General features: G+C 52.7%; 15 protein-coding genes and 2 pseudogenes. 8 read left to right on the plus strand and 9 right to left on the minus strand.

From position 1 onward, the window contains the following. The 5 genes from recG to gmk are packed head-to-tail and all read right to left on the minus strand — an operon-like array spanning position 1 to position 5875. Positions 1-2082, minus strand: a complete 2082-nt coding sequence (gene recG, locus SD961_RS18455; RefSeq protein WP_318791799.1) for an ATP-dependent DNA helicase RecG — start codon at positions 2080-2082, stop codon at positions 1-3. Beyond that, positions 2079-2777 carry a tRNA (guanosine(18)-2'-O)-methyltransferase TrmH gene (gene trmH, locus SD961_RS18460; protein ID WP_318791800.1) on the minus strand — a complete coding sequence of 233 codons (699 nt, stop codon included), beginning with the start codon at positions 2775-2777 and terminating at the stop codon, positions 2079-2081. The genes recG and trmH overlap by 4 nt, the downstream gene beginning before the upstream one ends. Positions 2778-2780: 3 nt before the next feature. After that, entirely contained in the window at positions 2781-4901 is a 2121-nt protein-coding gene (gene spoT, locus SD961_RS18465) for a bifunctional GTP diphosphokinase/guanosine-3',5'-bis pyrophosphate 3'-pyrophosphohydrolase (RefSeq protein WP_318791801.1), read from the minus strand. 21 nt (positions 4902-4922) lie between these two features. After that, positions 4923-5198: a DNA-directed RNA polymerase subunit omega gene (gene rpoZ, locus SD961_RS18470; protein ID WP_004154766.1), complete on the minus strand. Its 276-nt coding sequence runs from the start codon at positions 5196-5198 to the stop codon at positions 4923-4925. Positions 5199-5251: 53 nt separating this feature from the next. Next, positions 5252-5875 (minus strand): guanylate kinase, encoded by a 624-nt coding sequence (gene gmk / locus SD961_RS18475; protein WP_318791802.1) that lies wholly within the window; start codon positions 5873-5875, stop codon positions 5252-5254. Between the two features lie 251 nt (positions 5876-6126). Here gmk and ligB point away from each other — a divergent pair, with 251 nt between their 5' ends. Then, entirely contained in the window at positions 6127-7794 is a 1668-nt protein-coding gene (ligB, locus tag SD961_RS18480) for an NAD-dependent DNA ligase LigB (RefSeq protein WP_318791803.1), read from the plus strand. Here the strand turns inward: ligB and SD961_RS18485 are convergent. After that, positions 7791-8408 carry a trimeric intracellular cation channel family protein gene (locus SD961_RS18485; protein ID WP_318791804.1) on the minus strand — a complete coding sequence of 206 codons (618 nt, stop codon included), beginning with the start codon at positions 8406-8408 and terminating at the stop codon, positions 7791-7793. The genes ligB and SD961_RS18485 overlap by 4 nt on opposite strands. A 280-nt stretch (positions 8409-8688) precedes the next feature. On the opposite strand from SD961_RS18485, the gene SD961_RS18490 reads away from it, so the two are divergent. After that, a complete protein-coding gene (locus SD961_RS18490; protein ID WP_318791805.1) occupies positions 8689-9090 on the plus strand; it encodes a hypothetical protein in 402 nt (133 codons plus the stop codon). A 51-nt stretch (positions 9091-9141) separates the two neighbouring features. Here SD961_RS18490 and SD961_RS18495 read toward each other — a convergent pair whose 3' ends face one another. Next, on the minus strand, positions 9142-9480 hold the full coding sequence (locus tag SD961_RS18495) for a zinc ribbon domain-containing protein YjdM (RefSeq protein ID WP_318791806.1): 339 nt from the start codon (positions 9478-9480) through the stop codon (positions 9142-9144). A 316-nt stretch (positions 9481-9796) separates the two neighbouring features. Between SD961_RS18495 and tssD (SD961_RS18500) the strand changes: the two are divergent. The 6 genes and pseudogenes from tssD (SD961_RS18500) (at position 9797) to tssD (SD961_RS18525) (ending at position 13290) form a co-directional block, all read left to right on the plus strand. Beyond that, positions 9797-10289, plus strand: a pseudogene (tssD, locus tag SD961_RS18500) (type VI secretion system tube protein TssD). A 365-nt stretch (positions 10290-10654) separates the two neighbouring features. Next, entirely contained in the window at positions 10655-11119 is a 465-nt protein-coding gene (locus SD961_RS18505; RefSeq protein ID WP_318791807.1) for a hypothetical protein, read from the plus strand. A gap of 45 nt (positions 11120-11164) precedes the next feature. Then, the gene (locus SD961_RS18510) at positions 11165-11353 is read left to right on the plus strand and encodes a hypothetical protein (protein WP_318791808.1); all 189 of its coding nucleotides are present in this window, start codon (positions 11165-11167) and stop codon (positions 11351-11353) included. A gap of 580 nt (positions 11354-11933) precedes the next feature. Beyond that, positions 11934-12293, plus strand: a complete 360-nt coding sequence (locus tag SD961_RS18515) for a tlde1 domain-containing protein (RefSeq protein WP_318791809.1) — start codon at positions 11934-11936, stop codon at positions 12291-12293. Beyond that, positions 12293-12790, plus strand: a complete 498-nt coding sequence (locus tag SD961_RS18520; RefSeq protein WP_318791810.1) for a hypothetical protein — start codon at positions 12293-12295, stop codon at positions 12788-12790. The genes SD961_RS18515 and SD961_RS18520 overlap by 1 nt, the downstream gene beginning before the upstream one ends. Before the next feature lie 2 nt (positions 12791-12792). Beyond that, positions 12793-13290 (plus strand): type VI secretion system tube protein TssD, encoded by a 498-nt coding sequence (gene tssD, locus SD961_RS18525; protein ID WP_318791811.1) that lies wholly within the window; start codon positions 12793-12795, stop codon positions 13288-13290. Between the two features lie 452 nt (positions 13291-13742). Here tssD (SD961_RS18525) and SD961_RS18530 read toward each other — a convergent pair whose 3' ends face one another. After that, complete coding sequence (locus SD961_RS18530; RefSeq protein ID WP_318791812.1) at positions 13743-13913, minus strand: hypothetical protein; 171 nt, start codon at positions 13911-13913, stop codon at positions 13743-13745. 313 nt (positions 13914-14226) lie between these two features. Further along, positions 14227-14957, minus strand: a pseudogene (locus tag SD961_RS18535) (tyrosine-type recombinase/integrase); the annotation flags it as partial. Positions 14958-15100 lie beyond the last annotated feature (143 nt).

The following is a 15100-nucleotide window of genomic DNA, read 5'->3' on the forward strand; positions in this document are numbered from 1 at the left end:
TCAGGCGTTAGTGTAGCGCTGAGTCTCTGGTAGCCAGCGCTCGATCAAAGCCTTAGCCTGTTTGGGGTAATGCTGGTGGATATGCCGCGCCACCCGCTGCACTTCCGGGATCATCGCGCCATCACGCAGCAGGTCGGCTACTTTAAACTCTGCATTACCGGTCTGTCGGGTGCCCAACAGTTCGCCCGGCCCGCGGATCTCCAAATCACATTGCGCAATGACGAAACCGTCGTTGCTGTCGCGCAAAACCTGCAACCGCTTTTGCGCCGTTTTGCTCAGCGGCGCTTTATACAACAGCACACAGTGAGAAGCCACCGAACCACGGCCCACGCGTCCGCGAAGCTGGTGCAGCTGCGCCAGACCCAGCCGTTCCGGATTCTCGATAATCATCAGGCTGGCATTAGGGACATCTACCCCGACTTCAATCACCGTGGTGGCAATCAGCAGATGAATATCGCCCTGCTTAAACGCCTGCATTACCGCCTGCTTCTCTGAAGGCTTCATCCGGCCATGCACCAGGCCCACCTGCAGCTCCGGCAGTGCCAGCTTCAGCTCTTCCCACGTTGCTTCTGCCGCCTGCGCTTCCAGCTGCTCAGACTCCTCAATCAGGGTACAGACCCAGTAAGCCTGGCGCCCTTCGTCGCTGCAGGCGCTTTTCACCCTGGCAATAATATCAGGCCTGCGGGTATCTGGAATCGCTACGGTGGTAACCGGCGTTCGGCCTGGCGGCAACTCGTCAATAGTCGACGTATCAAGATCGGCATAGGCGGTCATCGCCAGCGTCCTTGGGATTGGCGTTGCCGTCATAATCAGCTGATGCGGATGGAAGCCCTGCTCTTCGCCCTTTTCCCACAGTGCCAGACGCTGATGAACGCCAAACCGGTGCTGTTCATCGATAATCACCAGCGCTAAACCGTTGAACTGCACCTGTTCCTGGAAAATAGCGTGGGTTCCTACGATCATTGAAACCTGGCCGCTGGCAATCGCCTCCTGTTGAGCCAGGCGCGCCTTCCCCTTCTGCTTACCGGCCAGCCAACCTACTTCAATGTCGAGTGGCGCAAACCACTGGCGGAAGTTGTTGGCATGCTGCTCAGCCAGCAGCTCGGTAGGGGCCATCAGGGCAACCTGTTTGCCATACGCAATGACGTTCAATGCGGTGAGCGCGGCCACCAGCGTTTTTCCTGACCCGACATCACCCTGCACCAGACGCATCATCGGGTAGTCATGGGCCAGATCCTGTTCAATTTCCCGTACCACGCGCGTCTGCGCAGCCGTGGGTTTGAAGGGCAGGGCAGCCAACAGTTTATCACTCAGCGCATGTCTGGCAGGCATTGGCAGAGCATGATAACGCTGAGCGCCAGCGCGAACGGCCAGCATGCTGAGGTTATGCGCCAGCAGCTCTTCCATAATCAGTCGTCGCTGTGCCGGATGTTTGCCGCTCTCCAGATCGGCCAGCGCCATATCCGGCGGCGGGCGATGCAGCGTGCGCAGTGCCTCTTTCAGCGTAATCATGCCCTGACTCAGTTCAGGGGGCAGTAACTCGGCAATGGCGCAGGTATCCAGCAGCGCCAGCGCCTGATCGGTGAGGTTACGCAGCGTGGCCTGGCGAATACCTTCGGTGGTGGAGTAAACCGGCGTCAGCGTCTCCTGCAGCTCTACGCCGCCGCTTTCGCCCTGTACGCGATATTCCGGATGAATAATTTCGGCCCCGCGCTGGCCGCGTTTGATCTCGCCATAAGCGGTCACGCGGCGGCCTGGCGCCAGGCTGTTTTTCATACCGGCAGTGAAGTTAAAGAAGCGCAGGGTAAGGATGCCGGTGCCATCGCTGATCTGGCAGGTGAGCATACGACGCCGGCCAAAGCTGATGTCGCTATGCAGCACTTCACCTTCTACAGTGGCATAAATGGCGGGAAGCAGATCGTTAATGGCGTAGAGCTGGGTGCGGTCTTCATAGCGTAGCGGCAGATGAAGAAGTAAATCCTGCACGGTGACCAGCCCCAGCTTCGCCAGCTTACCTGCCTGGCTGGCGCCAACGCCGGTAAGCGAGTTTAGCGGGACGGCATCCAGCAGTCTGCCGGTCATTTTTTGCGTACCGAAGCTTGCATGGTTGCCCACCAGTCAGGATCGGCAACTACTTCACCCACATCATTAATTTCCGGATAGGGCAGGCCTTTGTGCTTTGCCACTCTTGCCAGCACCGGATAACCTCCCTCAAACAGCAGACGCTGCTGTTCGTGGTACTCCAGGGTGCTCTGCTGGCGTTGATACATTCCGGCGTTTTGCCGTTGCCGTTGTGCTTCATAAAGGATCAGGGCGGAGGCAACTGAAACGTTGAGCGACTGCACCATACCGATCATCGGAATAATAATATCCCGATCGGCAAGAGCCAGCGCTTCCTGAGTGATGCCTGTCTTTTCCTGACCCATCAGAATGCAGGTAGGGCGGGTGTAATCAACTTCGCGAAAATCGACGGCTTTATCAGAAAGGTGTGTGGCAAGGATCTGCATGCCCTGGCCTTTGAGGTGGCCAACGGCTTCAGCGATGGTGCGGTGAGTTTTCACCTGCACCCAGCTGTTACTGCCCGCAGCGGAGGAGACCATGGTACGCATGCGGCTGCCGGGCCAGACAGCATGGACTTCATGCACGCCAACCGCGTCCGCCGTGCGGATCACGGCAGAAACGTTATGGGGCTTATGGACCTGCTCCATACAGACGGTCAGGTCGTGCTGGCGGGCGGCCAGCATCTCCAGGATGCGGGCATAGCGTTGAGCATTCATGCATTAATTTCGGTTACGATGAACTTTAATCACGTCCGGCATTACGCGGATTTTACGCATAATATTCGCCAGGTGGACGCGATCGCGTGCCGTCAGACGGATAAAGGCGCTGTAGACGCGGCCATCTTTTTCTTCCGTATTCAGGCTCTGAATATTGGAGCCGGCGGTGTTAATCGCCGCCGTCAGGTTCGCCAGCGCACCCTGATGGTTAAACATATCCACCTTAATTTCCGCCACAAACTCATGCTCGGTAACCGTATCCCACTCTACGGCCATATATTTCTCTGGCTCTTTCTGATAGCCACGAATATTACGGCAGGATTCATGGTGTACGACCAGGCCTTTGCCAGGGCTGACGTGGGCGACAATCGGGTCGCCTGGGATCGGACGGCAGCATTTGGCAAAGGTAATCAGGACGCCATCGGCACCTTTGATTGGCAGCTTGCTGCGAGAAGGCGTGGACTGCGTCTGCGAAGCCGCAGCAGAGTGTTCGTTATGCTGCAGGTTTTTCGCTACCACCACGCTCATGGCATTGCCCAGGCCAATTTCAGCCAGCAGGTCATCCAGCGTGGCCAGCTTCATTCTTTCCAGCTCGTGCTGAATGTTCTCTGGCGGAATTTCGGCCAGCTTACGGCTTCCCCCCAGCGCATGGTTCAGCAGGCGGCGCCCAAGGCTGACGGAGTCGTCGCGCTTGAGGTTTTTCAGCAGCTGGCGAATCTTCGCACGGGCTTTGGAACTCACCACAAAGTTAAGCCAGGCTGCATTCGGACGCGCGCCAGGTGCCGTGATGATCTCCACGGTTTGCCCGCTGGTCAGCGGCTGAGAAAGGGGATAAGGCTGGCGATCGACGCGTGCGCCTACGCAGGCATGACCGATATCGGTGTGCACGGCATAGGCGAAGTCGACAGGTGTCGCGCCAGCAGGAAGTTCGACGATGCGTCCTTCCGGGGTAAAAACGTAAATCTCATCCGGGAACAGATCGGATTTTACGCTTTCGATAAATTCAAAGGAGCTACCGGCACTCTGCTGCAACTCAAGCAGGCTCTGCAGCCAGCGCTGGGCGCGAATTTGTGCGGTCGTACCGCTTTCGCCCTGCTCTTTATAAGCCCAGTGTGCGGCCACGCCCATCTCTGCCATCTGATCCATATCTTCGGTACGGATCTGCACTTCAACCGGCACACCGTGCGGGCCGATCATTGAGGTATGCAGGGATTGATAGCCGTTAGCTTTGGGAATGGCGATATAGTCTTTCACCCGACCCGGGCGGGGTTTATAGAGGCTGTGCATCTGCCCCAGAACCCGATAACAGGTATCGACATCACTGACAATCACCCGGAAAGCGTAGATATCCATGATGGAATGGAAACGCTGCTCTTTCAGGTGCATTTTGCAGTAAATCGAATAGAGGTGCTTTTCCCGACCACTGACCCGGCAGGGGATGCCCGCTTCCTGCAGACGACCGTCAATTTCAGAGAGAATTTTCTGGATCATCTCTTTACGGTTGCCGCGGGCCGCCTTGACCACTTCCTTGATCACGCGGTAGCGGTTTGGGTAGAGCGCTTCAAACCCCAACTCTTCCAGTTCGGTTTTCAGGTGATGAATACCGAGCCGGTGGGCGAGAGGGCTGTAAATTTCCAGCGTTTCTAACGCAATACGTCGCTTTTTGTCCGGACGAAGTGCACCCAGCGTCCGCATGTTGTGCGTGCGGTCAGCCAGTTTGATCAGAATGACGCGGATATCCTGCACCATCGCCATGATCATTTTGCGGAAGTTTTCCGCCTGCGCTTCTTTTTTATCGCGGAACTTCAGCTTATCGAGCTTAGAAACCCCTTCTACCAGTTCAGCCACGGTCCGGCCAAAAAGCTGTTCCATATCCTGGTAGGTGGCGGGGGTATCTTCGATAACGTCGTGCAAAAGCGCGGCCATGAGAGTTTCATGGTCGAGCTTCATTTCAGCCAGGATGCAGGCAACGGCAACCGGGTGGGTGATATAAGGCTCACCGCTGGAGCGCGTCTGTCCCTCGTGAGCATCACGTGCGACAAGGTAAGCTTGCTTGAGGCGTTTGATTTGCTCCTCAGGCAAGTATTTTTCAATCAGCTGATTGAGACTTTCGAACAGATACAAGGGCAACCTGCAGGCTGGTGATTAACGACGACCTTCAGCGATAGCGGTAACGGCCTGCAATTCAGCGGCTTCCTGCTCATGCTGTTCCTGGCGATCACGCACGTCCAGAATCTGGTTGGTGATCAAACCTTCTTCGATTTCGCGCAGGGCGATCACGGTAGATTTGTCGTTCTCTTCCGGAACCAGCGGATCTTTGCCGCCTACCTGCATCTGACGAGCGCGACGAGCCGCGACCAGCACCAGGTCAAAACGGTTACCAATTTTTTCTACTGCGTCCTGTACGGTTACGCGTGCCATAAGTGTGATACTCCACGGGTGACGAAATGACTGGGCATCATACTGAGTTGTCCTCAGTCTGCCAATAGTTTGCTGATTAATGCATCATGACGGGATTTTTGACGCCCCATACGCAGACGCTCAGCGCGAATGATGGTTTTTAAATCTGACAGCGCCAGGTCAAAATCATCATTCACAATCAGGTAATCATACTCTGCAAAGTGGCTCATCTCGGCGACGGCCTGAGCCATACGTCGGGTAATCACCTCTTCGCTGTCCTGGCCACGGCCACGCAGGCGGCGATCCAGTTCATCTTTCGACGGCGGCAGCACAAAAATGCTGCGCGCGTGCGGCATTTTCTGTCGAATCTGTTGTGCGCCCTGCCAGTCAATATCCAGGAAGACATCTACGCCAGTCGACAGCACCTGCTCGATCGCTTTACGCGAGGTTCCATAATAGTTGCCAAACACTTCCGCGTGCTCAAGAAAAGCCTCTTCCTTAATCATGCTGCGGAATTCGTCATGAGAGACGAAAAAGTAATGTTCGCCATGGTTTTCGCCCGGGCGCATTCCCCTGGTGGTATGGGAAATGGAAACCTGGGTATCATACAGCGGCTGCGTTTTCAGCAACGCGTGAATCAAGCTGGATTTTCCCGCCCCGCTGGGAGCAGAAACAATAAAAAGTGTGCCTTGAGCCATGATTATCTTGATATGCCAATAAAGCGGAGTCTACTTCCTGCACAGTATACACGGCTGGCGCTCTCTCTGCAGTGTTTCAGGCAGGAAGCGAGCTAATTTCTCAAATTTTGGAAAGCAGGTCGCGGTACTTATGCATCGTTTCATGGTAGGCAAATTCATTTTTCACTCTCTGTTCCACCTCTGATTGTTGCCTCTCGCTAATTCTGGCACTTCTTTCTACTCTCCCTGGCACCAGAATAAGGAGCGTAGAAATGAGGATCTTCGGAGCCATACTGATCTTTTATTGTTTCGCCGTGCAGGCTTCCTGCCCGGTCTGGACACCCGCCAGAGCGGCGCTGGAGATGGCTGCGCTGGGTAATCAGCTAAGTAACTGGGATAAGGCGTACTACGCACAGGGAGAGAGCCGAATTACGGACGAACGTTATGACGCCTTGTTAAAAAAGTACCAGGCCTGGCAGCGCTGTTTCAGACCTGAAAGCGCGCTTCGCCAGCCCGAACTGGCGCAAAGCGGCAAAGTGCTTCATCCCATTGCCCATGTCGGTGTGGCAAAAATGGCGAGCAAACAGGCCCTGGCAAGCTGGATGGCGGGCAAAACCGATCTCTGGGTGCAGCCTAAAGTGGACGGTGTAGCCGTGACGCTGCATTACCAGCAGGGAAAGCTACGCAGCGTTATTAGCCGCGGCAATGGCCTGCAGGGCGAGGACTGGACGGAGAAAGCGCGTTCAATCCCTGCGATTCCGCAGTCGGTTTCTGATGAGTCCGGTTCACTTACTCTGCAGGGAGAGCTTTATCTGAAGATGAACGATCATCAGCAGGCGGATCAGGGAGGAATGAACGCCCGCGCTGTGGTGGCCGGTGCAATGCGCAAGCTTAAGGCCACCGCAACGTTGAAAAATTTCGGCATTTTCATCTGGGCCTGGCCGGATGGACCCCACTCTTTCTCACAGCGATTAGCCTGGCTTGGCAAGGCTGGCTTTCCCGTTATGGCCAGATGGAGTAAACAGGTTAACAATGCGGACGAGGTAGAGGGTTGGCGAGAGCGTTGGTTTACCCAGCCGCTGCCTTTTGTCACAGATGGGGTGGTCATACACAGTAATCCCATTAAAGGCGAGTACTGGCAACCGGGGGATAATACCTGGTCTGTCGCCTGGAAGTATCCCCCCGTTACCGTGACCACCGAAGTCCGTTCTGTAGAATTCCCCATTGGACGAACGGGGAAAATAAGCGCTGTGCTTAATCTTATTCCCGTAAGGCTGGATGATAAGCAGGTCAGCCGCGTTAACGTCGGGTCGTTGAGCCGCTGGCAGAAGGCGGATATTGTCGCCGGAGATCAGGTGGCAATCAGCCTGGCGGGCCAGGGCATTCCCCGGCTGGATGAGGTGATTTGGCGGGTAGCACAGCGAACAACACCGGCCATCCCTGATACTACAGCTTTTCATCCGCTGAGCTGTCTGGCCTGGACGCCTGCGTGCCGTGAACAGTTTCTTGCACGCCTTGTCTGGCTAAGCGGCAAATCAGGACTGAATATGAGCGGCGTAAACAGAAGCAGCTGGCTGCGGCTTATGTTGTCAGGCCAGCTTTCACACCTTTTCTCATGGCTGACGCTGACTCAGGAACAGCTTGCTCAGGTGGCGGGAATGACTCCACAGCGAGCCGCTCAGCTTTATCACCAGTTTTCACTCAGCCGCCAGCAACCTTTTAAGCGCTGGGTCAGGGCGTTGGGTCTCCCTCTGCCTGAAAAGGCGCTTAAAACAATTCAGGATGATAACTGGCAAAAACTGCTTTCACGCAGCCTGGCAGAGTGGCAGCAGTTACCAGATATGGGCATGCGGCGTGCCGATCGGCTGGTAAAATTTCTTCATCATCCTGACATAGAGGCCTTAATCGCCTTCTTGCAGGAAAGAGAAATTTGCCCTTAATGCTCTGCATGTGGGTAGTTGAAAATGGGCAACCCCAGCTTAAAGCGCAGCGCCAGCAGGCGGGCGATAAAACCAAACAGCAGCGTGGCGGTGATGACGAACTCATGGGATAGCGGCGTTTTTAACAGCAGGATATATATCCAGCCAGAGGCGAAAGCGATACCCGCATACAGCTCTTTCTGGAAAACCAGCGGGATGCGATTGCAGAACATATCCCGCAGCACGCCGCCAAAAACGCCGGTGATCACGGCGCAGATAGCCGCAATAAGCGGCGCATGGCCCATATCCAGCGCCACTTTGGTCCCGATAATAGAGAACACCACCAGACCCAGGGCGTCCAGTACCAGAAAAACTTTACGCAGGTGCGGCATCAGGTGGGCCAGCTGGGTGGTGAGCACGGCGGCAGCGGCCACAATCATGATGTATTCGGGATGCTGAACCCAGCCAAGCGGATAGTGGCCCAGCAGCATATCGCGCACCGAACCGCCGCCGATAGCGGTCACTGAGGCGATAATGATGACGCCAAACATATCCATTTTACGGCGTCCCGCCGCCAGGGCGCCGGTCATCGCTTCCGCCGTAATACCGATGATATAGAGAACAGTGAGTAACATAGCCAGCTCCAGAATAATCGGCGGCAAGCCTGAAGGATTAACGGCAAGTTGACGATTGAATTTTTTTAAGGTGCGCCTGTAGAATTAGTTTATTTAATCCGATTTAAAAGATGCCAGCCAGTATTCTGTTTCAACTATCTGAATAATAACTGTTTAAAAATTATCTCGGCTGAGAATGGATTAGTGAGAAGAGTTCTTTAAGCGTAAAATTCATCATGCAGGTGCGGTGACCACTTTACGTCAGTTCTCTTCGTCCGGCGATGAAAAAGGAGAAAGGAAAATGATGGCAGGAGAGGTTTTTAAACAACTGGCAAGGGGGCTTCATCCTGAAACCGGTGAGTTGTTGCCGCCAGAGTCGATAGTTCATGCCCCGGCAGCAATCAGGCTGCTCTATGAACTGGCGGAGGAGTTCTCTCACGAGCGGTTTTCTGAGATAAAGCGAAAGGAAAAGGTCAAGCTGACGCCAGAACAACGCCGTGAGAAAAACCGCGCGGAAGGTAAGCCGGCCAATGCTTATCTGCCCTGGAGCGAAGAGGAGAAAATCCGCTTGGGCGAACTTTTTCAGCGTGGTGATGACATTGCCGCTTTGAGTAAGCAGTTTGAGCGCTCAACCCGTTCTGTTGCGCTTATGCTTGAAAAAATGGCGTTGATTACTGCCGAAGAGGCAGCAGCCTACGATTGATGTTACCGGCCCGCCAGCTTTAGCGGCGGGCCGGGGAACTGCAAAAGGCGATCAGTTCTTTTTCACAAACTCAGACTTCAGCTTCATTGGACCAAAGCCGTCAATTTTGCAGTCGATATTGTGATCACCTTCAACCAGGCGAATGCTCTTAACCTTTGTGCCAATTTTCAGCGGCGTTGAGCTGCCTTTCACTTTCAGGTCTTTGATGACGGTGACGCTGTCGCCATCGGTCAGCAGATTGCCGTTGGCATCTTTCACCACCAGCGAATCATCTGCCGTGGCATCAGCGCCTTCAGCCCAGACGTGACCGCATTCAGGGCAATTCAAGAGCGCACCATCCTGCCAGGTATATTCAGAGTGGCACTTCGGGCACGGAGGAAGGGTTTGCATAGTAAGCCTCATTAAAACCATAAAAAAACAGGGGGCATTCTAGCCTGACACCTCCGGGATGCCTACAATAAAAAACCCGCCAGAGGGCGGGTTATGAATGCAAAAGCGAGAATGCCGTTGACTGTGAAGTTATTCGATGTGGAGCTATTCAATGAGTGTTGGTAGCTAAGTCTTGTGGTTATCTCAACAGGATGTCGGGTTTTTCTGTTGCTCACTCACTGTGCATATAATCGCCATCGCTTGATGCCGGTCAATTCTGATAGTCCACTGACGTGTACCTTTAAAAGGTTTATTCACCGGAAAGGGAGTTCAGGTTATGGCGACACCCGTTTCTCTGTGGCTTTACGATGAAGAAGATAAGTTGGTCAGGGGTGGCGTAGACGTTAAAGGGCGTGAGGGCAGCATTAAGCTGGTGGGCATGCAGCATGATGTGTTTATATCCATTGACGATTTAACGGGGGCAGCGACCGCAACGCGCCAGCATGAGGCATATACATTCAAAAAGGAGATTGACCGCTCATCGCCTCTGCTTTACCACGCACTGACAACCGGCAGAACACTGACAAAAGCCATCTTCAGGTATTACCGCATTAACCATAACGGTATGGAAGATGAATATTTCAATGCCGCGCTGGAGAACGTGAAAATATGCACACATTATGCCCATCATGTTTGATATGAAGGATACGGACTTCGAAAAACACGGACATATTGAGCACGTTGTCATGCGCTACGAAAAAATTACATGGAGCTATGTTGACGGCAACATCCAGCACACCGACAGCTGGAAAGAGCGCAAAACTGCATAAGGAAATCACTATGGCACACTGGACATATAAGCAAAGCACTGGCGAACTTTTCAGAGACGGCAAATTTATCGAGAAGGGGTATTCCAGCATTTTAACCAACAAAAATAATCCCGATCGGGAACAGGTCAGAGGAATGGGTCCTATTCCTCGTGGAACGTGGAGAATTGGCAGGACCGGAACGAGCAAAGGGCCACTCTGAACCATGTAAGCGGTAATGCCTACAAGCGTGATATGACCACATTTCGAATGCATGGGGAAAAAGTCCATGGTGTCCCGGGCTTCGCATCGGAAGGGTGCATAATCATGTACCCACATACACGCCTGATGGTGAGTAAGGACCGCGGGGCGTTGCTGGAAGTCATCCGATGAGGAGCTTACTTGCAGTTACGCTAATTATGCCTGCTGTCGTGTTTGCAGCAGTTACGCCTGAATCAGCGACCAGGGAACCTCTTTCCGCTTCTGATTGGAATTACATCGCCCAAAAAGTAGCATCCGGGCAAAAAGACTGGCTGTCTGTAGTACCCTCTCTGGCACCAAAGGCTGATCAAGAGCAAGCTGATCAACTTGAAGATGCTTTAGCGACTGCGCTCCCTATCAATACGAAAAACGTATTATCCGTATTGCATGAGATTGACCATACGAAGAATTCCAAAGTGGGTGGTACTGATATTGTTTGCGTGATGAAGGTGTTGAAATCCGGCAAGGAAGCTGATGTATATTATGCTGATACCCGACTCGCATTGCTGGATGATCCCAATGGGGCAAAATGTCTCTGGAATCTTGAAGGCGTATGGGAAGAGGCAAAACAATATCAAAATAAATCTAAATAGGTTGATGACCGTGGCGACTTAATTTGTTTTCCTACGGATCCAATTGTGAAAGCCCGTTGCGACCAGCGGGCTATTTTCTTCGGCAGCTCATTTTCCCTGTTTAACGCCATATTGCCTGAATGCGCCACCCTCTGGCCGGGCAATCCCCATTCTGCGCTGAGCGGCTTCAGCGGCCTTTCTGACTTCGTGAATTTCGATGAGAAAATAAAACCCGTAATTTACGGGTTTTATTAATGTTATGACAACATGTGAAAGCTGGGGAGATATTACTCGATTGGATCTGAATGTGTAGTAGATGCCTCAGTGCCTTTCTGTGTGCGGGTTTGGATTACTCTTGTTTTTCTTTAAGTACACGCTTAGGTACACACTTTTTACTGGCGCTCATTAAGGTGGGCTGTCAAAGGCAATTTAAACGGGGTTTAAAATGACAGTAAAATCTCGAAATCTAACCATTCCCATGCTGTTTAAAAACATTTCTGCGCAGAAAATGACTACTTTATCGCAAAATAAATCATTCTGGCCGGGGTGTTAAAATAGCTATACGCCTTGCCGTTCGTGGCTCGACGTCTAAAACACCTCACCAAAAAATGATTAATACCCCACCCGCCAGCAGCAGAACACCTGTTTCTGACCGGACGCTATTAGCCATTCACCAATTACGGCATAAGTGATGCGTCTCGCTGTTACTCGAATTGTGTACATTTCAGCGTAAATTACTTTTTGCCCGTTCTGACAACACTTGACCTTGGTTATAGATCTTTCCGGTGGCGCAACGTACCGTTGAGGCTGTTTAACCACAAAAAAAGGAGTGTTTATGTCGTGGGAATACAATCAAAGCACGGGCGTGCTTAGTCATAACGGGGCGTTTTTTGCAAAGGGATACAGTGGCGTAGGTTCTGGAGAAAATAACCCCTCAATGGAGCGAGAAAAAAGCACGGGGCCTATCCCTAAAGGTCATTACAGAATTGCCGGGTCACACGATACCGTGACGAAAGTCACCATTATTTTGCAGCCTGTTTTGGGTACAAATACATTCGGGCGCGATGGCTTTCGTATCCATGGAGGTAAAAAGTCCGGGGCGCATACGGCATCTCAGGGCTGTATCATCATTGATGGCGTTTCGCGCAGGCAACAGATTGTTAATAGCAGCGATACTATTCTGGTGGTGAGATAATGAGGAGAGCGATATTAACGCTTTGCCTGCTATCCACATCAGCTATTGCCGCCGCCCACCCTACGGCGCAGCAACTGGCAGAGCAGATTAAGCAGAAGGGCGTACAGGTTGTAATCTCTGGCCTTTACGGTGAGCAAGAAAAAGAATGGCAATACGTGACTGGAGAGATAGCGAAGGGCGGAAGCGACTGGCTTAATATTGCCGCCTTGCTGGCCCCCGGCAGTGAGGCGGATTCAGCCGAAACACTGAGTGAAGCCGTTGGGGCAGCTATCCCTCATAACCCTGCTGGGGTGCTCAGCATCATAAACGAAAAATATACACCGCTTAGCCTCGGCGAAGTGTGTGGGTTGCCATTCTACAGCTTGACCGAACCGCAATTTAATCAATATATCGTGGATTCCATACGGGCGCTTTATAAAGTCCCATCAAGCAAAGCGTGCATCGATACGATGATTAATGTAATTGGGACTTCAAACGGATTTAATGAGGATAATTAAAAATGGCAATTCCAGTCTATTTATTTTTAAAAGATGATGGCGGCAGCGTAATTAAAGGCTCTGTTGATGTAACTGGCAGGGAGGGCAGCATCGAGGTTTTAGGTCTGCATCATATGGTGAGCATCCCTACGGATAATGCCAGTGGCAAGGTCACAGGGACGCGCCAACATATGGCGTACATGATTGAAAAGGAGGTTGATTCTTCATCTTCATATCTTTACAAGGCGTTGACTACCGGGCAAATGCTGAAATCGGCAGAGTTAAAATTTTATCGTATTAATTACGCCGGGCAGGAAGAAGAATATTTTAACGTCTTGCTGGAGAATGTGGGGGTTGTCAATGTTATGCCTGTCATGCTGGATATTAAAGATGCCAGCAAAGAGAAATTTAATCACATGGAAATTGTAGAATTTCGGTACGAAAAAATCACATGGCACTATCTGGACGGCAATATTATTCACGCTGACAGTTGGGCTTCTCGGCCCATGGTGGCAGCATGAGTCATGAAAATGGCCCCTGTGCGGGGCCATTCAGCGAGCGCCAATCCCGAACCTTCCCACCCGTTCCCGTCAAATCCCGCAAAATAGCGCCGCATTTAAAAGCCTTTTAAATCGTTCTGTAAGCGCTCCGGCGCTTTCGGCAGGCCAACGCCGTTAACGCGGGCTGTTTATTGCGTCTGTGTTGCGCTGGCAGCGCCATATCGTCTTAGCAGCCCGCACGCCATTGTATGCCCGATACCAAACCGGGGGACACAGTACTGTTATAGCCATCCGCTTTGACTCACCTGCGGCTGTTGCAGACAACAACGCACTAATAAAGCGACGGTTGCGCCATTCGCTTTTAGCCCTGTCACAGCGCGGAATAGCGAATGATGATTCTCCCCGAAAGTATGCGCAAAGGCTTCTAACTGCCCCGGTGTCATTATCTCGGCCAGCATTCTGCGGCGTGGTTCTCAGCGCTCGCGTTTTCCCCGACCTACAGGGAACTGAGAACCGCCAAAGTCGTTAATGAGTCTGGCTGTTGCTTCCCAGCCAGCCACCCCGGCAATTTGTAAAACCGTTTCCGGTAAGTAATCCGCCAGAGCCTGATAATCATCCGCACCCATAAATTCACTGTTATGCATCCCAACATCCTCCGGTCTGTATTCGTCCGGTGAATGTGACGCGGAAGGTGCGACCGGTGCCAGCTTCACGGGTGAAGCGGTCAGTTTTTACCTGTCGTGCACGGGCCTTCATTATAGCTGTCTTGCAGTCGCTGACCGTCCGGGCAAAGGCGCGGTAATCTCTGGCTGTGGGTCACGCACTGGCGGCAAATCATCACATGGTTGATATAGGCATCACGGGCGGCCAGCCACATCGGGCAAGGCGGGTAAGCCTGGAGCCCCGTGGTGGGCGTTTCGTGGTGGTCAGCATATGACCATGCGTCGCCGCGTGTGTCGGTATATCAATGGCGTCGCCATTCCTGGCCCGTGTTGCTGGCAAGTGCCATATGGCCGCGTCTAAGTCGAATTCGGCCCACTGAGCGCCGCATAGCTCCATTTTCCGGCAGCACAGGACAAGCAATAGTTTCATGGTCAATTCATTCTCACGGCTGAAACCTTTAGCCATGCGTATGGCGTGAAAGAACTGGATAAGTTCATTACGAGTTAACCAGCGTTCACGGCTACTTTCCTACCCGCCAGCGTCTGACAATTCAAACGCGCCAGCCGGGTTTACCTACAGTGCGTGGCGTTTTATGGCGTAATCAAATATGCGCTTCGTCCAGCGCAAAACATCGTTAGCCACGGTGGGAGCGCCCCGCGCCACTATGTTTTGCAGCATTGCATCAATGTGGCGTGGTTTCACATCTTCAACTTTCAGGTTACCAATATGCGGGTTTATGTCTTTGTCTATACGGCGGCGCAGAATGTCTGGGTGTTTCCAACGGGGTAATATCTGACTGTTGAAATACTCCGCCGCCAGTTCTTTAACTGCTGCACGGGCTTTGCTTAATGACAGGTCGGAGTAAGAGCCAATGAACATGGTGCGCTGTTTGCCTGCCATCCGATAGCGGAAGCGCCAGAATGGGGCGCTGTACTTGGCCGGGTAACACAGATCAGATACAGCCCGCCGCCATCGGCGCGGCACTCAAAGTGTTCTCCTGTCTTAATCCATGCCCGTATCTGTATATCGGTTCTCCACTGTAACCAACGAGAGCGAGTATGTTCGCTAGAATTTGCCGTTAGTGGAGTTGAGGTGACTATAGGATAAGCTTCGATGGGAACCGGGAAGTTAACTTGCACCGGAACTGATTGAGGAGTGATAGCTTCTG

It is taken from the genome of Erwinia sp. MMLR14_017 (assembly GCF_033657285.1).
In the GTDB taxonomy this organism is placed as follows: domain Bacteria; phylum Pseudomonadota; class Gammaproteobacteria; order Enterobacterales; family Enterobacteriaceae; genus Erwinia.